At 63.2% G+C, this 21,773-nt stretch carries 26 protein-coding genes; 16 read left to right on the top strand and 10 right to left on the bottom strand.

From position 1 onward, the window contains the following. Positions 1 to 85 precede the first annotated feature (85 nt). On the top strand, positions 86 to 1,810 hold the full coding sequence (thrS, locus tag KJ624_00740) for a threonine--tRNA ligase (protein ID MBU2008369.1): 1,725 nt from the start codon (positions 86 to 88) through the stop codon (positions 1,808 to 1,810). Here the strand turns inward: thrS and pheT are convergent. From pheT to KJ624_00705, 7 genes are all read right to left on the bottom strand, one after another. After that, positions 1,807 to 4,185, bottom strand: coding sequence for a phenylalanine--tRNA ligase subunit beta (gene pheT / locus KJ624_00735; protein MBU2008368.1), 2,379 nt, complete (start codon positions 4,183 to 4,185; stop codon positions 1,807 to 1,809). The two genes, thrS and pheT, sit on opposite strands and share 4 nt — an antisense overlap. Continuing rightward, the gene (gene pheS, locus KJ624_00730) at positions 4,186 to 5,220 is read right to left on the bottom strand and encodes a phenylalanine--tRNA ligase subunit alpha (GenBank protein MBU2008367.1); all 1,035 of its coding nucleotides are present in this window, start codon (positions 5,218 to 5,220) and stop codon (positions 4,186 to 4,188) included. 7 nt (positions 5,221 to 5,227) lie between these two features. Beyond that, a complete protein-coding gene (gene rplT / locus KJ624_00725; protein ID MBU2008366.1) occupies positions 5,228 to 5,578 on the bottom strand; it encodes a 50S ribosomal protein L20 in 351 nt (116 codons plus the stop codon). Positions 5,579 to 5,589: 11 nt separating this feature from the next. Then, complete coding sequence (gene rpmI / locus KJ624_00720) at positions 5,590 to 5,793, bottom strand: 50S ribosomal protein L35 (protein ID MBU2008365.1); 204 nt, start codon at positions 5,791 to 5,793, stop codon at positions 5,590 to 5,592. Then, positions 5,762 to 6,292: a translation initiation factor IF-3 gene (infC, locus tag KJ624_00715; GenBank protein MBU2008364.1), complete on the bottom strand. Its 531-nt coding sequence runs from the start codon at positions 6,290 to 6,292 to the stop codon at positions 5,762 to 5,764. Before infC ends, rpmI begins: the two co-directional genes overlap by 32 nt. A gap of 89 nt (positions 6,293 to 6,381) precedes the next feature. Next, positions 6,382 to 7,392 (bottom strand): tryptophan--tRNA ligase, encoded by a 1,011-nt coding sequence (trpS, locus tag KJ624_00710; protein ID MBU2008363.1) that lies wholly within the window; start codon positions 7,390 to 7,392, stop codon positions 6,382 to 6,384. A gap of 102 nt (positions 7,393 to 7,494) precedes the next feature. Continuing rightward, positions 7,495 to 8,133 carry an AbiV family abortive infection protein gene (locus KJ624_00705; GenBank protein ID MBU2008362.1) on the bottom strand — a complete coding sequence of 213 codons (639 nt, stop codon included), beginning with the start codon at positions 8,131 to 8,133 and terminating at the stop codon, positions 7,495 to 7,497. A gap of 210 nt (positions 8,134 to 8,343) precedes the next feature. On the opposite strand from KJ624_00705, the gene KJ624_00700 reads away from it, so the two are divergent. The 4 genes from KJ624_00700 to KJ624_00685 all read left to right on the top strand — a co-directional run bounded on the left by KJ624_00700 (position 8,344) and on the right by KJ624_00685 (position 11,373). Beyond that, on the top strand, positions 8,344 to 9,582 hold the full coding sequence (locus KJ624_00700) for a molybdopterin molybdotransferase MoeA (protein ID MBU2008361.1): 1,239 nt from the start codon (positions 8,344 to 8,346) through the stop codon (positions 9,580 to 9,582). A gap of 1 nt (position 9,583) precedes the next feature. Next, the gene (gene mobB, locus KJ624_00695) at positions 9,584 to 10,225 is read left to right on the top strand and encodes a molybdopterin-guanine dinucleotide biosynthesis protein B (protein ID MBU2008360.1); all 642 of its coding nucleotides are present in this window, start codon (positions 9,584 to 9,586) and stop codon (positions 10,223 to 10,225) included. After that, positions 10,213 to 10,896 (top strand): DUF362 domain-containing protein, encoded by a 684-nt coding sequence (locus KJ624_00690; protein MBU2008359.1) that lies wholly within the window; start codon positions 10,213 to 10,215, stop codon positions 10,894 to 10,896. The genes mobB and KJ624_00690 overlap by 13 nt, the downstream gene beginning before the upstream one ends. 237 nt (positions 10,897 to 11,133) lie before the next feature. Further along, entirely contained in the window at positions 11,134 to 11,373 is a 240-nt protein-coding gene (locus tag KJ624_00685; protein MBU2008358.1) for a hypothetical protein, read from the top strand. A gap of 121 nt (positions 11,374 to 11,494) precedes the next feature. On the opposite strand, the gene KJ624_00680 is transcribed toward KJ624_00685, so the two are convergent. Together KJ624_00680 and KJ624_00675 are read right to left on the bottom strand one after the other, a co-directional pair. Then, entirely contained in the window at positions 11,495 to 11,776 is a 282-nt protein-coding gene (locus KJ624_00680; GenBank protein ID MBU2008357.1) for an acylphosphatase, read from the bottom strand. Positions 11,777 to 11,931: 155 nt separating this feature from the next. Further along, the gene (locus KJ624_00675) at positions 11,932 to 12,075 is read right to left on the bottom strand and encodes a hypothetical protein (protein MBU2008356.1); all 144 of its coding nucleotides are present in this window, start codon (positions 12,073 to 12,075) and stop codon (positions 11,932 to 11,934) included. Between the two features lie 141 nt (positions 12,076 to 12,216). On the opposite strand from KJ624_00675, the gene KJ624_00670 reads away from it, so the two are divergent. The 7 genes from KJ624_00670 to KJ624_00640 are packed head-to-tail and all read left to right on the top strand — an operon-like array spanning position 12,217 to position 16,996. Further along, on the top strand, positions 12,217 to 12,483 hold the full coding sequence (locus KJ624_00670) for a metal-sensitive transcriptional regulator (GenBank protein MBU2008355.1): 267 nt from the start codon (positions 12,217 to 12,219) through the stop codon (positions 12,481 to 12,483). Positions 12,484 to 12,538: 55 nt separating this feature from the next. Then, positions 12,539 to 15,073, top strand: coding sequence for a heavy metal translocating P-type ATPase (locus KJ624_00665; GenBank protein MBU2008354.1), 2,535 nt, complete (start codon positions 12,539 to 12,541; stop codon positions 15,071 to 15,073). After that, the gene (locus KJ624_00660) at positions 15,070 to 15,276 is read left to right on the top strand and encodes a hypothetical protein (GenBank protein ID MBU2008353.1); all 207 of its coding nucleotides are present in this window, start codon (positions 15,070 to 15,072) and stop codon (positions 15,274 to 15,276) included. Before KJ624_00665 ends, KJ624_00660 begins: the two co-directional genes overlap by 4 nt. 18 nt (positions 15,277 to 15,294) lie before the next feature. Next, the gene (locus tag KJ624_00655; GenBank protein MBU2008352.1) at positions 15,295 to 15,462 is read left to right on the top strand and encodes a hypothetical protein; all 168 of its coding nucleotides are present in this window, start codon (positions 15,295 to 15,297) and stop codon (positions 15,460 to 15,462) included. Between the two features lie 9 nt (positions 15,463 to 15,471). Beyond that, on the top strand, positions 15,472 to 15,630 hold the full coding sequence (locus tag KJ624_00650) for a YHS domain-containing protein (protein MBU2008351.1): 159 nt from the start codon (positions 15,472 to 15,474) through the stop codon (positions 15,628 to 15,630). Positions 15,631 to 15,638: 8 nt separating this feature from the next. Further along, a complete protein-coding gene (locus KJ624_00645) occupies positions 15,639 to 15,803 on the top strand; it encodes a hypothetical protein (protein ID MBU2008350.1) in 165 nt (54 codons plus the stop codon). A gap of 44 nt (positions 15,804 to 15,847) precedes the next feature. Continuing rightward, positions 15,848 to 16,996, top strand: coding sequence for a GuaB3 family IMP dehydrogenase-related protein (locus tag KJ624_00640; GenBank protein MBU2008349.1), 1,149 nt, complete (start codon positions 15,848 to 15,850; stop codon positions 16,994 to 16,996). On the opposite strand, the gene fmt is transcribed toward KJ624_00640, so the two are convergent. After that, positions 16,993 to 17,919: a methionyl-tRNA formyltransferase gene (gene fmt, locus KJ624_00635; GenBank protein MBU2008348.1), complete on the bottom strand. Its 927-nt coding sequence runs from the start codon at positions 17,917 to 17,919 to the stop codon at positions 16,993 to 16,995. The genes KJ624_00640 and fmt overlap by 4 nt on opposite strands. A gap of 56 nt (positions 17,920 to 17,975) precedes the next feature. Here fmt and dnaA point away from each other — a divergent pair, with 56 nt between their 5' ends. The 4 genes from dnaA to KJ624_00615 form a co-directional block, all read left to right on the top strand. Further along, positions 17,976 to 19,364 carry a chromosomal replication initiator protein DnaA gene (dnaA, locus tag KJ624_00630; GenBank protein ID MBU2008347.1) on the top strand — a complete coding sequence of 463 codons (1,389 nt, stop codon included), beginning with the start codon at positions 17,976 to 17,978 and terminating at the stop codon, positions 19,362 to 19,364. Between the two features lie 88 nt (positions 19,365 to 19,452). Beyond that, the gene (gene nadD / locus KJ624_00625) at positions 19,453 to 20,055 is read left to right on the top strand and encodes a nicotinate-nucleotide adenylyltransferase (protein MBU2008346.1); all 603 of its coding nucleotides are present in this window, start codon (positions 19,453 to 19,455) and stop codon (positions 20,053 to 20,055) included. A 5-nt stretch (positions 20,056 to 20,060) separates the two neighbouring features. Beyond that, the gene (locus tag KJ624_00620) at positions 20,061 to 21,245 is read left to right on the top strand and encodes an MFS transporter (protein ID MBU2008345.1); all 1,185 of its coding nucleotides are present in this window, start codon (positions 20,061 to 20,063) and stop codon (positions 21,243 to 21,245) included. 48 nt (positions 21,246 to 21,293) lie between these two features. Next, positions 21,294 to 21,773 (top strand): hypothetical protein (locus KJ624_00615; GenBank protein ID MBU2008344.1); only part of this gene is annotated, 480 nt, incomplete at its 3' end.

The raw sequence follows: 21,773 nt of genomic DNA, 5'->3' as shown, positions 1-21,773 counted from the left end.
GCCAGTATAAGCAAAAGCCCCTCCCTCGGTCAACTCCTAGAAGGGCCGTTGATAGCCGGGCCCATTTCCAGTAAAATCCCTGGCGATGGCTGAAGATAGCTCACGGCTGGAGGCTATGAGGCACTCCTGCGCCCATGTGATGGCCCAGGCGGTGGGGGAGATGTTCCCCGATGCCCGCTTCGGCATCGGCCCCAACATTGAGGATGGCTTCTACTATGACTTTGACCTCCCCCGCCCCCTGAAACCCGAGGACCTGCCGGAGATTGAAAAGCGCATGGCCGAGATTATCTCCAGGGACGTGCCCATCGTGCGGGAGGAGATAGGCAAAGAGGGAGCCAGGAAGCTCTTTGCCCAGCAGCCCTACAAGCTGGAGCTGATTGAGGAGCTCCCCGATGGGGCCCTCACCACCTACCGGCAGGGGGGCTTTGTGGACCTGTGCCGGGGGCCCCATGTGAAAAGCACCGGGGAAGTGGGCCCCTTCAAGCTCCTCTCCATCGCCGGGGCCTACTGGCGGGGGGATGAAAAGCGCCCCATGCTACAGCGCCTCTACGCCACCGCCTTCCTCCACCGGGAGGAGCTGGAGGCCCACCTGGCAAAGCTGGAGGAGGCGGAAAGGCGGGACCACCGCCGGCTGGGGAGGGAGCTGGAGCTCTTCAGCATCCACGAGGAGATAGGCCCGGGCCTCGTCCACTGGCACCCGAAAGGGGCCGCCGTCCGCCGGATTGTTGAGGACTTCTGGAAGGACGAGCATGTGCGGCGGGGGTATGAGCTGGTCTATACCCCCCACATCGCCCGCGCGGACCTGTGGAAGGTGAGCGGGCACTGGGAGCTGTACCGGGAATACCTCTACTCCCCCATGGATATCGAGGGGCAGGAGTATATCCTCAAGCCCATGAACTGCCCCTTCCATATCAAGATATACCAGAGCCGCCGCCACAGCTACCGGGAACTGCCCATCCGCCTGGCGGAGCTGGGAACGGTCTATCGCTATGAGCGCTCCGGGGTCCTCCACGGGCTGGCCCGGGTGCGGGGATTTACCCAGGACGATGCCCATATCTTCTGCCGCCCCGACCAGCTGGAGGCGGAGGTGGTGGCGGTGCTGGAATTGGCCCGCTTCATGCTCTCTTCCTTCGGCTTCAAGGAGTACGAGCTCCGCCTCTCCACCCGCCCGGAGAAATATGCCGGCAACTCCGAGATGTGGGAGGAGGCCACCGCCACCCTGCGCCGGGCCCTGGAGAAGCTCTCCCTCCCCTATGGGATAGACCCCGGGGAGGGGGTCTTCTACGGCCCCAAGATAGATATCAAGCTGAAGGATGCCCTGGGCCGGGCCTGGCAGGGCCCCACCATCCAGGTGGACTTCAACCTCCCCCAGCGCTTTGAGGTGAACTACGACGGCGAGGACGGGAAGCCCCACCCGGTGGTGATGGTCCACCGCACCGTCCTGGGGAGCATGGAGCGCTTCCTGGCCTGCCTCACCGAGCACTACCGGGGGGCCTTCCCCGTCTGGCTGGCCCCCGTCCAGGCCGTCCTCATCCCCATCGCCGACCGCCACCTGGCCTATGCCCAGAAGGTGGAGAAGGCCCTCAAGAGGGCGGGGCTGCGGGTGAAGCTGGACAGCCGCCCGGAGAGGATGCAACAGAAGATAAGACAGGCCCAGCTGGAGAAGGTCCCCTATATGCTGGTGGTGGGGGATAAAGAGGCCCAGACCGGCACCGTGGCCCTGCGCCTGCGGGACGGCCAGGACAAAGGGCCCGTGACCCTTTCCCAGTTCAGGGCCCTGGCCCGCCAGGCCATCAAAGAGAAGCTTTAGGTCCTGAGGTCCGCCCCCAGCTCCTGCTTCAGGCGGGCCAGGGCCTGCCCCAGGGCCTGGTCCACCTCCTCATCGGTGAGGGTGCGGGAGAGGGACTGGTATTCAAGGCGGAAGGCCAGGGACTTCTTCCCCGGCGGGACGGGCTTGCCTGTATAGACATCAAAGAGGGTCGCCGCCAGCACCAGCGGGTTGGCCCGGATAAGCCCCTCCACCTTCTCGGCAGGCACCCCTTCGTCCACCACCAGGGCTATGTCCCGGAGGACAGCGGGGAAGCGGGCCAGGGGCCGGTAGGGGCGGTGGGGCGGGAGATGGGGCAGGATTCCCGCCAGGTCCAGCTCCAGGAGATAGGCAGGCCCCTTCAGCTCAAAGGCCTCGGCCAGATGTGGGTGGACTTCGCCAAGCAGCCCTATTGGGTTTCCCGCCACCGCTATATACGCCTGGCGGGCGGGGTGGAGAGAGGGGTCCCGGCCGGGCAGAAATTGAGGCTCCAAGCCCAGGCGGGAGAGGAGCTCCTGGGCCAGGCCCTTGATGTCGTAGAAGTCCGCCGTCTCCTCCTTCTCCGCCCAGGAGAGGGGACGGCGCCTCCCCACCACCACCACCCCCGCCATCTCCCTCTCCACCGGCAGGTCCTTCTCCCTGGGCAGATACACCCTGCCCAGCTCAAAGAAGCGGAGGAGCTCATCATGCTTCTGGTTCTGGGCCAGGAGGGAGAAGAGACCGGGGCGAAGGCTGGTGCGCAGGTATTCCTGCTCCCGGGTGAGGGGGTTGGCCACCCTTATCCCCAGGGGGGCCTTCGCCGCTTCCAGCCTCTCTGCGGAGACGAGGGCATAGGTGATGGCCTCCTGGAGGCCCAGGGCCACCAGGAGATCCCGTAACCTCTCCTTGAGCTGGAGCATGGGGTTGGGCCGGGGGCTGGGGGGTGGGCCAGAAACAAGGGTGAGGGGGACCTGGTCATAGCCCCGGAGCCGGGCCACCTCCTCCACCAGGTCCGCCGCCAGCCTTATATCACTGCGCCAGTGGGGGACCCGGACCTGAAGGCCGGATGGGGCCGCAAGACATTCAAAACCCAGGGAGGTGAGAATTCTCTCTACCTCATCCGGGACAAGCTCCACTCCCAGCAGGCGCTTTATTTCCTGGTGAGGCAGGAAGATGGACTCAGGCCCTTTTCTTCCAGGGTAGGTGTCCAGATGGCCCGGGGCCGCCTTTCCCCCCGCCAGGTCCAGGATGAGCTTAACCGCCCTCCTGAGGGCAGGGACGGTGAGGCCGGGGGCCAGGCCCCGACCAAAGCGCATGACGGCCTCGGTATCCAGCCCCAGGGCCCGGGAGGTAGCCCTTATCTGGGGGAAGGCGAAGCTGGCAGCCTCCAGGAGGACAGCAGTGGTAGAGGGGGTGACCTCGGTGTCCAGCCCGCCCATAATCCCCCCCAGGGCCACCGCCCTCTCGGCATCGGCGATGACCAGCATCTGGGGATTGAGCTCCCACTCCACCCCGTCCAGGGTGGTGAACTTCTCGCCTTGCCGGGCGCGGCGTACGATGATCTTCCTCCCCCGGAGGGTGTCAAAATCAAAGGCATGGAGGGGCTGGCCCATCTCTATCATCACATAGTTGGTTATGTCCACCACGTTGTTGATGGGGCGCATGCCGTAGGCCTCCAGCCTCTCCCGGAGCCAGGAGGGGGAGGGGCCTACCTTCACCCCCAGCACCAGCGCCGCCGAATAGCGGGGGCAGAGGTCCGGGTCCCGTATCTCCGCCGAGGCCAGCCCCTCTATGGGCAGGCCCTCTTCAGGATAGTCGCTGGGGGGGAGGGAGAGCCTCTGGCCGGTGCGGGCAGCTACTTCCCAGGCGACCCCCAGCACCGAAAGGCAATCGGGGCGGTTGGGGGTTATATCTATATCAAGGATGGTGTCCCCCAGGTATTGGGAAAGGGGGACTCCCACCGGGGCCTCGGAGGGAAGCACCATTATCCCCTCGTGCTGGTCGGAGAGGCCCAGCTCCTTTTCCGAGCACACCATCCCCGCCGAGGCTACCCCCCTGATTTTGACGGGTTTAAGTTCCAGGGGCTGGCCGGTATGCCCATCAATGAGCCTGGCCCCCACCCTGGCGAAGGGGACCTTGTCCCCAACCCGGAGATTGGGCGCCCCGCTCACAACGGTCTCGCGGGAAGTGCCGAGGTCCACGGTCACCAGCTTCAGCCGGTCGGCGTTGGGGTGGGGGGAGACCTCCACGACCTGGCCCACCCATACCTTCTCCCAGCCCCCGCCCCGGACCTCCATGCCGGTGACCTCCAGCCCGGCCATGGTGAGCTTTTCAGCCAGCTCCTTCGCTGGCAGGGTCAAAGGGACATAGTCCCGGAGCCAGGAGAGCGGGACTTTCATCTAGAACTGCCTCAAGAACCGGATATCGTTCTGGAAGAAGAGGCGGATGTCCTCAATGCCCCAGCGGAGCATGGCCAGCCTCTCCACCCCCATGCCGAAGGCAAAGCCGGTGTACACCCGGCTATCATAGCCCACCCTGTCCAGGACCTCGGGGTGGACCATCCCCGCCCCCAGGACCTCCAGCCACCCCGAATGGCCGCACACCCGGCAGCCCTGGCCCTTGCAAAGGAAGCAGTCAATGGCCATGTCCACCCCGGGCTCCACAAAGGGGAAATAGGTGCACCGGAAGCGGGCCTTCCTCTCCTCCCCGAAAAGCAGGCGGACAAACTCAAAGAGGGTGCCCTTGAGGTCGGCCATGGTGATGCCCCGGTCCACAGCCAGGCCCTCAACTTGGTGGAACATGGCCTCGTGGGTGGCATCGGTGGCCTCGTAGCGGAAGACCTTCCCCGGCACCACCACCCTCACCGGCGGGGCGGTCTTCTCCATCACCCTTATCTGCATGGGGGAGGTGTGGGTGCGCAGGAGCATGTTCCTCCCCTTCTCCCCGGCAAAGTCAATCCAGAAGGTGGAGAACATGTCCCGGGCCGGGTGCTCGGGGGGGATGTTGAGGGCCTCAAAGTTGTAGTAGTCCCACTCCACCTCCGGCCCCTCCACCACCTGGAAGCCCAGGGAGGAGAAGATAGCACAGACCTCCCGGACTACCTGGGTTATGGGATGGAGCCGCCCCATGGGGAAAGGGCGGCCGGGCTGGGTGATATCAAAAGCCTCGCGGTGTAGGACAGAAAGGGCCTGGGACCTGATTTCCCCAAGTCTCTTTTCCAGGGCCTCCAAGAGGCTGTCCTTCAGCTGGTTGGCCTGGGCCCCCAGGGTTTTCCTCTCCTCCAGGGAGAGGGAGCCAAGGCCGCGGAGGAACTGGGGCAGAGCCCCCTTCCTCCCCAGGTACCTCACCCTCCAGGCCTCCAGCCCTTCACTATCAGAAAGGCTGGCAAGCTCCCTCAGGGCCTGCTCCTGGAGCTCCCGGAGGTTCAGGGCCATAGAAGGTTCAGGCCTGGGCGCGGGTCTTTTCTACTACCTGGGCAAAGGCCTGAGGGTCCCTCACCGCCAGCTCCGCCAGCGCCTTGCGGTCCAGGGCGATATTGGCCTTTTTAAGACCCGCCATAAACACGCTGTAGGTGAGGCCCGCCTGGCGGCAGGCGGCGTTGATGCGAGCAATCCACAGCCGCCTCATATCCCCTTTGCGCTCCCGGCGGTGGCGATAGGCATAGGAGAGCGCATGGAGCATGGAATCATGGGCCCTCCTGTAGAGGTTGTGCCTGGTAGCCCGGTGGCCTGCGGTAAGCTCCAGGAGCTTCTTATGGCGGCGGCGGACGACTTTTCCTCTTTTTATCCTCAAAGAAATCTCCTCTAGGGGACCCCATAGGGGATAACCCGTTTTATCCGGGCCACGTCTGCTTTATCCAGGGGGACCATTTCATCATAGAGGCCCTTGACCCGCTTGGCCTTGCGGCGGCGGAAGTGGCTCTTGCCCCCCTTGACCCGGAGGATCTTCCCCGTCCCCGTTATGTGGAACCGGCGTTTAGCCCCCTTGTGGGTTTTCAGTTTGGGCATCTCTGGTCTTTACCCCTTTCATCTCCCTCTTGGGGGAGAAGATGAGGACCTGGTTGCCCCCTTCCGTGGTGGGCGGCCCGTCCACCCCACCCGGCCCCTTCACCGACTCGGCCAGCTTCTTTATAAGCTTCCAGCCCAACTCCGGGTGGGTCACCTCCCTCCCCCGGAAGACGACCGTTACCTTTACTTTATTCCCCTGTGTTAAGAGCCTCTCGACCAGCCGGGCCTTGGCCTCCAGGTCATGTTCCTTTATCTTGGTCCGGAGGCGTATCTCCCGGATGCCAACGATATGCTGGCCCTTTCGTGCCTCTTTCTCCTTCTTGGCCTGCTCGTATTTGTATCTTCCATAGTCCAATATCTTGCAAACAGGGGGCACTGCCTGACTGGCCACCTGGACCAGGTCCAGCCCATGTTCCCTGGCCATCTGGAGGGCCCGAAAGAAGGGGACTACCCCCATTTTCTCCCCCGCCGCCCCGATGAGGAGGACCTCCCTGGCCATGATTTTCTCGTTTACTGGAAGCTCTTTAACTATCTTTCTCTTCCCCTCCTGAAAAGCGCCTAGACTATATCACAGTCTTTGGCCCCCCGTCAAAGGGGGGAAACCAGGTGGTAGAAGCCCATGGCGTCTTTCACCAGGTCCAGGGTCTTTTGGGCCTCCTCCCGGGCTTTCCGGCTCCCTACCTTGAGCACCTCCTCCACCAGCCCTTTCCTTTTGGCATACTCCGCCCGCCTCTGCCGGATAGGTTCCAGGAACTCATTCAGGGCCCGGCAGAGGCGCTTCTTCACCTCCACATCGCCCACCTTGCCCTCCCTGTAGCGCGTCTTGAGCTCCTCCACCTCATCCTTGTTGGGGTTGAAGGCATCATGGTAGGCAAAGACAGGGTTCCCCTCCACGTGGCCGGGGTCAGTAGCGTGGACGCGGGTGGGGTCGGTGTACATGGACATCACCCTGGCCTCAACGGTCTGGGGGTCATCGGAAAGGTAGATGGCATTGCCCAGGGACTTGGACATCTTGGTCTTGCCATCGGTGCCGGGAAGGAGGGGGACATCCCCCACCAGAGTCTGAGGGATAGGGAACACGGTCTTATAGAGGCCGTTGAAGCGGCGGGCTATCTCCCGGGTCACCTCCAGGTGAGAGGCCTGGTCCTTCCCTACGGGAACTACATTGGCCCGGACCATCAGTATGTCTGCCGCCTGGAGCACCGGGTATGAGAGGAGGCCCAGCGAGGCCGTCTCTATCTCCAGGTCCCTCATCACATCCTTCAGGGTGGGCACCCGCTGCAACCTGGGGACAGTGATGAGCATGGAGAAGAGGGTGAAGAGCTCCGTTACCTCGGGGACCAGTGATTGAAGATAGATGACGCTCTTCTCCGGGTCAATCCCCACGGCGAGGTAGTCCAGGACCAGGCCCCGGATATTCTCGGCGGTCTCCTTCAGGTCCTGGGGCTCATACCGGGTGGTGAGCATGTGGAGGTCGGCGACGAGGAAGAAGCAGTCGTACTTGTCCTGGAGCCTCACCCGGTTCTCCAGGCTGCCCACATAATGCCCCAAGTGGAGCCGGCCCGTGGGGCGGTCCCCTGTAAGCACCCTCTTCTTCATTAGAGGACATTATAGCAGGCCCCGGGCCCAGGACAAGAAGGATGGGACGCTTCCAGTATCTTTATTTCTTCGGCGGTAAGGCCGTAGAAGTCAAGGTATAACCTAAGCCTTTCGTTCCGCCTTATCATATTCGTCCACCATTTTCTCAAGAGCTGGGGGAATGTCTTTTCCGAATACTCGTTCCGCCCACTGCCGATGAGTCTCGCCTTTCCTCCGGTTACCCCATTTCTCTGCCAATTCCAACCCTCTGTCAGTAGGATAAAGCTCTTGGTGAAGACGCAGGTGCGCATGGGCAGACTTGAATGCTGTCACAGCCTTTTTCTTGGTGAACGATGCTGAAGGGAGATGAGGTTTGCCCCGCAGCACATCAACATAGAACGCATATTTGCGGGCACTAGTAAGCACTCCAGCCTGTGCCGCTTGCCTCTCGAATTCCTCAAAACGTCTGGGGTCCATTACGACAGAATATTTCTCGCTGAGAATGTAGCTAATCTTGACCTCGTGCTGACGGAAGCGTCTCCAAAATGCTTTCCATTCTGTTTCATCCTCGCCAAAACCTATTGCTCTCCAGAGCGTCGTTCGTTTGCCCAATTCTTCCATGGCTATGATACAAAGACCGGTTGCACGTGCATACTTGCCTGCTTGAAGCAATATATCAGCCTCCCCAATGAGTTCCTCGGCATTCTGTAAACACAGTTCCAAGAGAACCCGAATTTGTTCTTTGCTAAGTCGCTCTACCATCAGTCATGTCCACCGCTTCACTGACCGTTGGCAAGCCTACTCATAACGTGCTCATATTTCGCCACCAGGTCAGCAACTTTTGCCTTCGCCTCTTCCTTCTCCATTGCCCTCTTCCGGCCAAATCATAGCAGACCTGCCCAGCCGGGGCCATCGGGGAAGGTCAAAGCTGATACGGGAAAGGCATGTGATATACTTGTTTCATAGAGAAATATGCTCAGCGTTGAGGAGGCCCTGGAGAAGGTCCTGGCCCTGGCGAAACCACTGGGGACCGAGGAGAAGCCAATCCTTGAGGCCCTGGGCCAGGTGCTGGCGGGGGATGTCTTTTCACCCCTGGATGTCCCCCCGGCCGATAACTCCGCCATGGATGGCTATGCCGTCCGGGCGGAGGATACCCGGGGGGCGGGGAAGGAGAACCCTCGCCTGCTGCGGGTAGTTGGGGAGGTGGCGGCAGGGGGGGTGGCGGCAGGGGGGGTGGGGCCGGGGACCGCCTTCCGCATCATGACCGGCGCCTCCCTCCCCCCCGGTGCCGACGCCGTGGTCCCCTTTGAGGACACCGATGAAGAGAAGAGAAAGGGCGACCTGACCTCTATCGGCATTCTCCGGGAGGCCCCGGCGGGGTGGAACATAAGACGGCGAGGGGAGGATATAGCCCGGGGCCGCCTGGTCCTGGCCCGGGGGACGGAGCTCTCCCCCGCAGCCATCGGCCTCCTGGCCTCCCTGGGCCTGAGCCGGGTTTCGGTCATCCGCCGGCCGGTCGTGGCCGTCCTCTCCACCGGGGACGAGCTGGTGGAACCCGGCCAGCCCCTCGCCCCAGGCAAAATCTACAATTCTAACGCTTACATCCTGGCCTGCCAGGTGATGGCGGCGGGGGGTATCCCCCGATTGCTGGGCATCGCCCGGGACCAGGAGACAGAGCTGGAGGCCAGGATAGAGGAGGGCCTGGAGGCGGACTTCCTTATCACCTCGGGAGGGGTGTCCCGGGGGGACTATGATATGGTGAAGGGGGTCCTGGCCCGGAAGGGGAAGGTGGGCTTTCACCTGGTGCGGATGAAGCCGGGCAAGCCCCTGGCCTTCGGCGTCTTCTCCCAGGGCAAGAGGCTTGTCCCCCACCTGGGCCTGCCGGGGAACCCGGTAAGCGCCATGATAACCTTTGAGCTATTCGCCCGCCCCGCCATCAGGAAGATGATGGGCAGGAAAGACCTCCTGCTCCCCACCCTCTCCGCCATCATGGAGGAGGGGGTGAAGAACACCGATGGCCGGCGGGTCTATGCCAGGGTGAAGCTGAGGGAGGAGGGGGGGAAGGTGTATGCCCGCCTCTCCGGCCCCCAGGGCTCGGGCATCCTCTCCTCTCTGGCCGGGGCCGATGGCCTGGCCATCATCCCCGAGGACCTCCCCCAGGTGAGGGAGGGGGATGAGGTCCAGGCGATAAGACTGGACTGGAGGGGATAACATGCCACCAATTGTCTCCATCGTAGGCAAGTCCGGTGCGGGGAAGACCACCCTTCTGGAGGCCCTTATCCCGGCCCTCGCCAGGCGGGGCTACCGCGTGGCGGTCATAAAGCACAGTGCCCAGGGGTTTGACATGGACCGGGAGGGGAAGGACAGCGACCGCCTTCAGAAGGCGGGAGCAAACCCGGTGGCCCTGGCCTCCTCCAACCAGTTCGCCCTCCTCCGCCAGATGGAGAAGGAAACGGACCTGGAGGGGCTCCTGAGGCTTCTGGGGGACGGCTTTGACCTCATCCTGACGGAGGGCTTCCGCGAGGCCCGGGCCACCAAAATAGAGGTCCACCGGCGGGAGACAGGGGAGCTCCACTGCTCAGCAGAGGAACTATGGGCGGTGGTCACCGACGAGCCCCTCCCCCTGCCAGTCCTCCAGTTCCGCTGGGAGGAAACAGAGAAGCTGGCCGACCTGATAGAGACCACCTACCTCAAGGACAGAGAGGAAGAGGCGGAGCTCTTTGCCGATGGCCGTCCGGTGCCCTTGAACCCCTTTGTCCGGGAGTTCCTGGCCAGGACTGTGCGGGGGATGGTCTCCGCCCTGAGGGGAATAGGAGACCCCCGCCGGCTGGAGATAAGGCTGTGGAAGAAGTAAAGGTCCACGATGCGGGGCGCTTTGTCTTCCAGCCTCCGCCCCAGATAGCCCACGCCCGGCGGGTCCTCCTCAAGCCCTATGCCCCCCACCCCCAGCCGCACCCCGCCACCACCAGCCGTGAGACCCTGGAGGCCATTATCAAGGGCATACGCCGCGTCTCAAAGGCCGATATCATCATCCTGGAGGGCAACCCCGAGGGCCGGGCCATGCCCCCTATCTACCAGGCCCTGGGCTATGACTTTCCCCGGGTGCTGCTCCTGGATGTGAAGGACAGCCTCCTGGTGGAGATTGACAACCCCCTCTCCAAGTCCCTGGCCCTGCCCAGCGCCTGGGTGCCCAATGTCCTCCTCTCCTGCGACTACTGGGTCTCCATAGCCCCCTTCCAGGTGGTCAACGGGGAGGGCCGTTTCACCATCCCCAACCTCCTGGGCCTCCTTCCCCACCACAAGTACCGGCAGGAAGAACTCCAGGCCCTGGGGATGGCAAAGGTCTTTGCCGACCTCTACTTCATCCTGCCCTTTGACCTGGGGATTGTGGACGGGAGGGAAAAGCTGGGAAAGGTCTGGTTGGGTGAGCCCTTCAAGGCGGACAGCGAGGCCGCCCGGGCCGCCGGCGCCCCCTCCCCCTACCTGGAGCTAATCCGCCAGGCCCAGAAGGAGCTGGAGAGCTGAGCGCCCGTGATGGTTCGTCGCGCAAGTTTCTTTCCGTTCCCCTCGCCTGAGAGGTCCTAGCTAACACCTCGGGAGCACCGCCGGGCTCCTCTTTTTAGCCAGAAATGTGACTTCCTTCCCTCGTACCGTCCTCCTACCTTCTGGTGGTCGAATCAGGACGTTCGGGTGATTCCATGCGCGCGTGAAGGGGACTACCGTGAGTGGTGGATTCAGCAACTGGAGGTGAAGGCGATGCGTATGCGAAGGTTGATGCTGGCCCTGGCGCTGGGCGGTGCCCTGCTGGCGACCATGGCGGCGCCGGCGCTGGCCAAAGTGCCCATTTTTACCCCGGGCGTAGAGGGGAAGCTGGTCGGGCCGGATGCCCCGGCGAACAACCGGGGGCTTGTCAACTTCGACCAGAATGTTTTCCAGGGCGTTCCGAACTCGGTGACTGCCTTCGACCGCGAGGCCAACCCGGTAGACATGGGCGGGGCCTAATCCCCTCTGACCAGGCTCAGGTAGGTTCCCCCCTGGTACCCTATGCTATCTTCCCCCTCTCCCCTCGCAGGCATGGCAAGGGAGAGGGGGACCAAGTGAGTGAGGGACTTCGGGGTAGCTTCTAGTGCTTAATGTCAAAGCCCCTGAAGCGTCCTGTAGCTACTCCCCACTCGGCATCCACCCCCTCCACCCTTGCCCCGGGGGGGCCCAGATGGAGCTGTCTTAGAAGCTCTTCCAGGGCAGCCTTCTCACCCTCCGCCACCACCTCCACCCGCCCATCAAACAGATTCCTCGCATAGCCCACAAGCCCCAGCCTCCGGGCGTGGCGCTCCACAAAGGAGCGGAAGAGGACCCCCTGCACCCTCCCCCGGACAAAGGCATGTAGGGAAGCCCCCCCTGTCACTACCTCTTGGTGCCCTTCTTGCCCTTACCCTTTGTGCCCTTATGACTACCCACTAGTTCAAAACCTCCTTCATACCCGCCGGTGCTATACACCAGGGGGAGGTGGAGGCCCTTCCGGCGGCCATTCCAGGGCCTCCAGGACCCGGGCCATGGTAACTACTCTTCTTCTTCCTTCTTCTTGCCCTTGACCTTGATAACCTCTACCGGGGCCACTTCCACCAGCACCGAGACCTTGGGAGCTTTCTTGGCCCCCTTCTTGGGCTTCTTCGGCTCATGCTTTCGGAAATCCCGAGTACCCAACCTACACCTCCTAACCTATAGATATATACCATAAACACAGCCCCCAAAGCAATTCCACCCCCTTGACGATACCCCTCCCCCTCTGCTAGAATGAGTCCCTGGTTGACCCCCACCCAGGGGGGTGGGGTATGGAGGTGGATGATGGAAGAGGGCCAGAGGCAGGAGGCGCTCAGGAGGCTGAGCTACATTGAGGGGCATCTTTCCGGTATCAGGAAGATGGTGGAGGAGAACCGCTACTGTGTGGACGTGCTGAGGCAGACCCTGGCGGTGAGGAAGGCCATTGAGAGGCTGGAGGCCCTCATCCTGGCCAACCACCTCCACACCTGTGTCCCCCTGGGGATAAAGGACGGCAAAGAGGACAAGGTTATCTCGGAACTCCTGGAGCTCTTTAATGTGGCGGAGAAATAGCAGGACATGGTGAAAGAGCTAAAGCGGCAAGGGAAGCCTGTATCCAGGGACTAAGATGCCGGTAAGGGAAACCCAGGAAAAGAAGCGCATCGCTCTGCCCATAACAGGAATGACCTGCGTCTCCTGTGTGGCGCATGTGACCCAGGCCCTGGAGGAGGTGCCCGGGGTGACTTCGGCCCAGGTGAATCTGGCTTCCGAGCAGGCAGCGGTGGAGTATGACCCCGCCCGCACATCCCCCAGGGAGATGGAAAAGGCGGTGCGGGACATAGGCTACGGGGTAGGAAAGCAGATAGCCCTCCTCCGGGTCACCGGGATGACCTGTGCCTCCTGCGTGGAGAAGATAACCCGGGCGGTGGGGGAGCTGGAGGGGGTAAGCAAGGTTGTGGTCAACCTGGCCTCCGGCTCGGCCCGGGTGGAATACCTCCCCGGGGTGGTGGGGATAAGGGAGATAAAGCGGACCATCCAGGAGCTGGGCTATGGGGCCCAGGAGGCCCTGGAGGGGGAGGCGGCCCTGGAGCAGGAGAAGAAGGCCAGGGAGAGGGAGATAAGGCGACAGCTTGTCAACCTGGCCATCGCCTGGCCCCTGGGGATAATCGTCATGCTGGGCACCTTCCGGGACTACTGGGTCCTCCCACGCCTTGTCCCCGAGTTCCTGGGCAATACATATCTGCTGGGGGCCCTCACTACCATCGTGGTAGCGGGGCCAGCGCGGCAGTTCTTCGTCAATTCCTACCGGGGGCTGAGAAAGGGCCTCACCGATATGAACCTGCTCTATGCCACCGGCATCGGGGCGGCCTACCTCATCGCCGTGCTCAATACCCTCTGGCCACGGGCGGGTTTCGGGGGGGAGAAGGCCACCTTTTACGAGTCCGCCGCCCTCCTTACGGGCTTTATCGTCCTGGGCAGGTACCTGGAGGCGGCCACCAGGGGCAAGACCTCCGAGGCCATCCGCAAGCTGATGAAGCTCCAGCCCAGGACGGCCCGGGTGGTGCGGGAGGGGCAGGAGATAGAGCTCCACGCCGATGAGGTGGAGGTGGGGGACCTGGTGGTGGTGAGACCGGGGGAGAGCATACCGGTGGACGGGGTGGTGCAGGAGGGCTATTCGGCCGTGGACGAGTCCATGCTCACCGGGGAGAGCCTGCCGGTGGAGAAAAAGTCCGGGGACCCGGTCACGGGGGGCACCCTGAACAAGACGGGCGCCTTCCGCTTCCAGGCCACGCGGGTGGGGAAGGAGACCGCCCTGGCCCAGATTATCCGGCTGGTGGAGGAGGCCCAGACCACCAAGGCACCCATCCAGAAGGTGGCCGACTATGTAGCGGGCCACTTCATCCTGGGGGTGCACCTCCTGGCCCTCCTGGTCTTTGTCTTCTGGTTCTTCGCGGGCTATGGCCTCTTCTTCCGCCCCGAGAGCAGCTTCATCCTCTCCCCCTACACCCTGGGCTCCATCGGGGTCTTCGGCTTCGCCCTGCTCCTGTCCATCACCGTTCTGGTCATCTCCTGCCCCTGTGCCGTGGGGCTGGCCACCCCCGCCGCCATTATGGCCGGGTCGGGGAAAGGCGCGGAGAACGGCATCCTCTTCAAGGGGGCCGATGCCATTGAGGCCCTGAGCAAGGTAGACACAGTCATCTTTGACAAGACCGGGACCCTCACCCGGGGGGAGCCGTCGGTCACCGATATGGTGGGGGGCAGCCTTGCGGAAAGGGAGGTGCTTCTGCTGGCGGCGGTGGCGGAGAGAAACTCGGAGCACCCCCTGGCGGAGGCAATCCTCCGCCGGGCCCGGGAGGAGGGGATTGATGTCCCCCAGCCCCAGGCCTTCCAGGCCATCCCAGGGCAGGGAGTGGAGGTGGGCCTGGACGGGGCCCGTATCCTCCTGGGGAACCGCAAGCTCATGGGGGAGAAGGCCATCGCCATTGATAGCCTCCTCCCCCAGGTGGAGAGGCTGGAAGCAGAGGGCAAGACAGTAGTGTTCCTGGCCAGGGATGGAAAGGCCGGGGGGGTTATCGCCGTGGCCGATACCCTCAGGCCCGATGCCCCCCTGGCCATTGACCAGCTCCACCGCCTGGGCATCCAGGTGGCCATGCTCACCGGGGACAACCGCCGCACGGCCCAGGCCATCGCCCGCCAGGCGGGGATTGACCGGGTGCTGGCCGAGGTCCTCCCCCAGGATAAAGCCGAGGAGGTAAGGAAGCTCCAGGGAGAGAAAAGGAAGGTGGCCATGGTGGGGGACGGCATCAACGATGCCCCCGCCCTGGCCCAGGCCGATTCGGGCATAGCCATCGGCGCGGGCACCGATGTGGCCAAGGAAACAGGCCATGTCATCCTAATCCGGGACCGTTTGCTGGATGTGGTGGCCGCCGTCCAGGTCTCGCGGGCCACCATGAGAAAGGTAAAGGAGAACCTCTTCTGGGCCTTCGGCTACAATACCCTGGGCATCCCCATCGCCGCCGGGCTCCTCTATCCCTTCTTCGGCCTGGTGGTGAGCCCGGAGCTGGCCGCCTTCTTCATGGCCACCAGCTCCGTCTCGGTGACCCTGAACACCACCCTCCTCCGGGGCTACCGGCCCCCGGTGAGAAGGCTGGAGGCAGCGTGAAAGAGAAGGCTATCCGCCTGGCCACCCTGTTGTCTTTTACTGTGGCCTCTGTCCTGGCGGGGGCTTTCTTCCTGGCGGCAAGCCTCCAGGACCACGGGGCCATGGCCCGCTATGCCGGGGCGGTGTGGGTCTTTTTCCTGGCCCTTATCGTAGCCCTGCCCACCATTACCCCCATCCTCAAGAAGAGGCTGGGGGATAAATAAAAAATAGGAGGTGTCAAGGTGGAACCCAAGGTTTACCTGTGCAAAGACTGCCAGTGCTGCCCCTCGGTGGAGTTCCGGGGCGAGGAGGTCCGCATCGGGGAGGGGGAGAACCTGGCCGTCCTCAAGAGAGCAGAGTGGAACATCCTGGTGGAAAAGATAAAGGCGGGCGAGCTCCAGGAGCTGTAAGCGAAGAGCATGACCAGGGACCCCATCTGCGGCATGGAGGTAGATGAGAAGAAGGCCGCGGGTAGGTCGGAATACCAGGGAAAGACCTACTATTTCTGCTCCGTGGGCTGTAAGAAGGAGTTTGACAGGAACCCGGCCAAGCATGTGAAGGCCGAGCCCAAGCACTGAGACCCGAGATGAAGGAGAAGGCAGGCCTTGTCCTGAGCCTGGCCCTGGGGCTGGGCTTTCTGGCCCTGTTAGCCATGAGCTTCCGGGGCCAGGTGCTCAGGAAGCCCGCTTTCCCTCCCCATCTGGGGGACTGGAGCTTTCTCAGGATTGACTTGGGCCCACCATTTTGCTAAATTTGCCATAGTTAGCATCTTCCAGAGAGGAGACAGGCAGCGCAATGAGGCCTGAGCCCAGGCCCAGGAAGCTACGCCAGGCCTTTGGCTTTGACGAGATAGCCATTGTCCCCGGCGATGTGACCGTCAACCCGGACCAGGCCAATACCTATTTTCAGCTGGGGCCCCTGACCTTCCCCATCCCGGTCCTGACCGCCGCCATGGATGCCGTGGTGGACCCGGGGTTCTCCATCCTCTTCGCCAGGCTGGGGGGCCTGCCTATTCTGAACCTGGAAGGGGTCCAAACCCGCTACAAAGATGCCCAGGCAGTCCTGGACGAGGTTGTCTCTGCCCCCCAGGAGAGTTGCACCCAGCTCCTGCAGAAGGTCTACTCCCAGCCCATCCAGGAAAACCTGGTGGGGGAGAGGCTCCAGGAGATAAAGGGGGCCGGGGCCATCTGCGGGGCGGCCATGACCCCCCAGACCTCCAAGAGCCTGGCCCCCCTGGCAGTGGAGGCCGGGGCCGATGTGGTGGTGATCCAGTCCACCGTGACCACGGCCCGGCATATCTCCAAGAGCTACAAGGGCCTGGTCTTCTCTGAGTTCTGCTCCCAGTTGAAGGTCCCCGTCCTGGTGGGGAACTGTGTTACCTACTCCGCGTCCCTGGAACTCATGGAGACGGGGATAGCGGGGCTCCTGGTGGGGGTGGGGCCGGGGGCGGCCTGCACCACCCGGGAGGTGCTGGGGGTGGGGGTGCCCCAGGTCACCGCCACCATGGACTGCGCCCTGGCCAGGGAGAAATACTTCCGAGAGACGGGCCGCTATGTCTGCCTTATTACCGATGGCGGCATCAGGAATGGCGGGGACGTGTGCAAAGCCATCGCCTGCGGGGCCGATGCGGTGATGCTGGGGTCTCTCATGGCCCAGGCCGAGGAGGCCCCCGGAAGGGGCTATCACTGGGGGATGGCCACCCCCCATTCCGCCCTGCCCCGGGGCACCCGCATCCGGGTGGGCACCACCGGCTCCCTCGAGCGTATCCTCTTTGGCCCCACCTCCCGCACCGATGGCACCCAGAACCTGATAGGGGCCCTGCGCACCTGTGCAGGAATTGTGGGAGCCCTCACCCTCCGCGACATGCACAAGGTGGACCTGGTCATCGCCCCCTCTATCAAGACCGAGGGGAAGGTCTTCCAGTTCCAGCAGCGCGCGAACTAGCCGGGCAGGACAGCGCCGACAAAGTCCCTCTGGCCCCTCAGGAACTCTTCTATGGGGAGGGCTCGCCTCCCCTCCATTTGCAGGGTAATGAGCTCCAGGACCCCCTCCCCGGTCTCCACCCCCACCCCTTTCCCCAGGGCCCTCACCTGACCCGGCACCAGGGGAGGGGACACCGCCCGGGGGAAGGCCTCCAGGACCCTCAGCCGCCGGCCCTTAAAGCTGGTGAAGGCCCCCGGCCAGGGGTGGAACGCCCTTACCCGGAGCCACAGCGAGCGGGCAGGGAGGCACCAGTCCATCGCCCCCTCCTCCTTCCGGATGAGCCGGGTATAGCTCGGCTCCCCCTGCTGGGGAGCAGGCCTGCTCTCCCCTCTCAAATACCGGGGCAGGACCTCTAAGAGGAGGCAGGCCCCCAGGTGGGAAAGCTTCTGCCCCAGGGAGAGGGCGGTGTCCTGGGGCCCTATAGGCAACCTCTCCTGGGCCAGGAGGGGGCCAGTGTCCATGCCCTCGTCCATCAGAATCAGGCTTACCCCCGTCTCCTCATCCCCGGCCAGGATGGCCCCCGCAATGGGGGAGGGGCCGCGGTGGCGGGGCAGGAGGGAAGGGTGGACGTTAAGGCAGCCTGCCGACGGGACCCGGAGCACCTCCGGGGGCAGGAGAAGGCCGTAAGCAGCCACCACGGCCACTTCCGGGGCCAGCTCCCTCAGCCTGACCACCTCCTCCCCGCCCTTCAGGCTCCTGGGCTGGAAGAGGGGCAGGCCCGCCCTCTGGGCAACCACCTTCACCGGGGAGGGAATGGGAAGAAGCCCCCTCCCCCCCGCCTCATCCGGGCGGGTATACACCCCCACCACCCGGTGGGCGCCCAGCAGGGCCTCCAGGACGGGAACAGCAAAATCCGGGGTCCCCATAAACACCGCCAGAGCCATTTAGGAGAATCTTAGCATCCCTTCCCCTTGGTGAAAAGAGAAAGACGGAGAGAAAGATGGAACGAGAGGGGACGAGAAGGCCCGCCGGCCCCCCCGCCCCTGTCTTATCCCCCCCCGCAGCCCCCTTGTCCCCTCCCTCCCGCCCCACTAACATTGGAGCGTTCTGGAGGTGCAGCCTGAAATCGGCCCAAGAGCTTTGGGAAACAGTTCTGGGTCAACTCCAACTCCAGGTCACCAAGGCCAATTACCAGACCTGGCTTAAAGATACAAAGGGGCTCGGCTATGAGGCCGGCGTCTTTGTTGTTGGAGTCCCCGGCCCCTTTGCCCGTGAATGGTTGGAAAGGAGCCTCTATTCCCTGATAAGACGCACCCTCCTGGGCCTCCTGGGGCAAGAGGTGGAGGTGGAGTTCCAGGTGGCCCAGGCCCCTTCGCCCCTCCGCCTTTCCTGCTTCAACCCCCGCTATACCTTTGATAGCTTTATGGTAGGCCAGTGCAACCGCCTGGCCCACGCCGCCTGCCTTCAGGCCGCGGAAAGGCCCGGGGCCAGCTTTAACCCCCTCTTCATCTACGGCCCTCCCGGCCTGGGCAAGACCCACCTCCTCCATGCCACCGGAAACTTCTCTCAGGCCAGGGGCTGGGGGCCCCTTCTGCTGACGGCGGAGGAGTATACCAATGAATTCATCCTCTCCATCCAGCAAAAGAGGACTGCAGCCTTCCGTCAGAAGTGCATCTCTGCGGACATCCTGCTAGTGGATGACCTCTCCTTTCTAGCCAACAAGCAGCAGACCCAGGAGAGCCTCCTCCATACCATCGACTACATATCTTCCTTCGGCCATCAGATTGTGTTCACCGCCGATAGCCCCCCGCAGGTCCTCTCCTTCTTGGACAAAAGGCTCCGCTCCCGCCTGGAAGGAGGTCTCCTCGTCGGCCTCCAGCCCCCAGACCCCACCACCCGCCTCCTCATCCTGAAGACGAAGGCGGCCTCACTGGGCCTCACTGTCTCACGCACGGTCCTGGAGCTTGTGGCAGAGGGGGCGACGGAGAGTGTGCGGGAGCTGGAAGGGAGACTCCACCGGCTGGCGGCCTACTCCCGCCTCACCGGTCTTCCTCTTTCCACCGAGCTAGCTTCCCAGGCCCTGGCCCCTCACACGGAGGCCCCCCCACCCCCCGCAAGGGTCTTGGATGCCGTGGCCCATTCCTTCCAGCTCACCCGCCAGGACCTACTCTCAAGAAAGAGGTCCCCCCGCATCAGCATGGCCCGGCATATTGTCATCTACCTCCTCAGGGAAGAACTGGGCCTGCCTATCTCCGAGATCGGGGCTGCCCTGGGTCAAACGGCAAAGGCTTCAGTAAGGTATGGCTACGAGAAGATAGTTCGCCAGCTCGAACGAGACCCCTCTTTCCAGGCCAGACTCCAGGAGCTCCGGCAGAAGGTCCGAATCTAGAACTGCCCTTTTCGTCCCCTTTCCCTTTCTACCTCCAGGCATTATTATTATTTATAAATATGATATGTCTTCTATTTTCTAAGAAGTGATAAAAGGGGTGAAAACCGGCATCCTGGGGGGCACATTTGACCCGGTGCATCTGGGTCATCTGTTTCTTGCTCAGGAGGCCAGGGAGAGGCTTGGTCTCAGGCAAGTCCTCTTTATGCCTGCTGGCCGACCCTGGATGAAGGACAGGACCATAACCCCTGCCCCCCACCGCCTGGCTATGCTCCAACTGGCTTTAGAAGATAACCTGGCTTTTGCCGTGTCCCGGATTGAAACCGACCACCCCGGCGTTTCATACACGGTGGATACCCTGGCAGCTCTTTCCGGGCAGATGCCTGGGGAAAGGCTTTTCTTTTTGCTGGGCTGGGATGCCCTGGAGAACCTTCCCCGGTGGAAAGACCCGGAGAGGGTCCTGGCCCTGGCCGAGCTGGTGGTCTTCCCCCGGCCGGGTTGCCCCGCCCCGGACCTCCCCGGCCTGGAGAGGCTCCTACCGGGGGTGGGGAAGAGGGTTCACCTCCTGGAGGGCCCTATCATCCAGATAAGTTCCACTGAAGTCCGCCGCCGTGTGAGGGAAGGGCTTCCCATAAGATATCTGGTACCCCGTGCAGTGGAGCAGTATATCCTGGAGAAGGGCCTCTACAAATAGGGGTGATGAAGAAAGGGGGAAAGAGGCTCCTGGGGGTCCCCCCCAATATCTTCTTCCTGGGCCTGGTGAGCTTTCTAACCGATGTCAGCTCGGAGATGACCCTTACCATCCTCCCTCTCTTCCTCACCAGCGTCCTGGGGGTGGGGCCGGCTATCATCGGCCTCATAGAGGGCATTGGGGAGAGCACTGCAACCACCCTCCGGGTCTTTTCCGGCTGGCTGGCCGATAGGACAAAGAAGCGAAAGGCCCTGACCGTAGTGGGCTATACCCTTTCCGGCCTGGCAAAGCCCTTCCTCTACTTCGCAACAACCTGGGGCCTGGTGCTGGGGGTGAGGTTCATCGACCGGCTGGGGAAGGCGGTGCGCACCGCTCCCCGGGATGCCCTGGTGGCCAGCTCCTCCGCCCCCCAGGAAAGGGGGAGGGGCTTTGGCTTCCAGCGTGCCCTGGACAGCTATGGGGCGGTGGTGGGGCTGGCCCTGGCGGCCCTGGCGGTCTTTCTTGCCCAGCGCACGGCCCCCGACCTGACCAGGGCCTCCTATCAAAAGCTGGTTCTGATAGGCATCATCCCCGCTTTTCTGGCGCCACTGCTCCTCCTGTGGAAGGTGAAGGAACCTCCCCCCGCCCCCCCCGCCGAAAAGCCCCCCTCCCACCAGGGCCTCAGCGGACGGTTCAAACTCTTCCTGGCTATCATGGTCGTATTCACCCTGGGGCGTTTCAGCGACGCCTTTCTCATCCTGCGGGCGCATGACCTGGGCCTATCTCCTTTTCATATCCTGGCGGTGCTGGCGATGTTCAACCTGGTCTATGCCGGCACATCCTTTCCCGCCGGCGTCCTCTCGGACCGGCTGGGGAGGAAGGCCGTTCTCCTGGTGGGCTTTGCGGTGTATGCGCTCATCTACCTGGGCTTCGCCCAGGCCACCGCCCCCTGGCAGGTGGTGTTCCTCTTTGTCGCCTATGGCCTCTACTATGGGGCCACAGAGGGGGTGGGGAGGGCCTATGTGGCAGACCTGGTGCCCGAGAGGAGCCGTGGCACCGCCTATGGTTTCTATCACGGGGCGGTGGGCCTGGCGGCCCTCCCGGCCAGCCTCCTCGCTGGCGTGCTCTGGCAGGCAATAGCCCCCGCCGCCCCCTTCTACCTGGGGGCCTCCCTGGCCGGGGTAGCCATGGCCGGCCTGTTCTTCTTGAGATAGCTTTCCTTGACGGGCAGCGCAGGGCTTTGATAGACTCTCCTATGTAGCATGTTCCCTCAGTCAGAAGGGGTTGCCCAAAGACCAGCGGTCGGCAAGGTCATGGTAGCCAACCGGGGCGAGATAGCAGTTCGCGTTATCCGCACCTGCTCCCGCCTTGGCATACCCACCGTTGCTGTCTACAGCGACCCCGACCGGGAGGCCCCCCATGTGCGCCTGGCGACGGAAGCCTATCCCCTCGGGGGCTGCTGGGTCGAGGAGACCTATATGAATATGGACAAGCTACTGAATATTGCCCGGCGGAGTAGGGTCAGGGCTGTCCACCCCGGCTACGGCTTCCTTTCTGAAAATGCCGCGTTTGCCCGGGTCTGCGAGGAGGCGGGGCTCGTCTTCATCGGTTCGCCCTCCTCCGTCCTGCGCCAGGCGGGGCAAAAGCTGCATGTGAGGAAGCTGGCCAGCTCTATCGGGGTCCCTGTCCTCCCGGGCAGCCTAGAGCCTTTGAAGAGCCCAGAAGAGTTCCGCCTGGTCTGC

It is taken from the genome of Chloroflexota bacterium (assembly GCA_018825785.1).
GTDB lineage: Bacteria > Chloroflexota > Dehalococcoidia > JACVQG01 > JAHKAY01 > JAHKAY01.
This window is presented reverse-complemented; position numbering and strand designations above follow the sequence as displayed.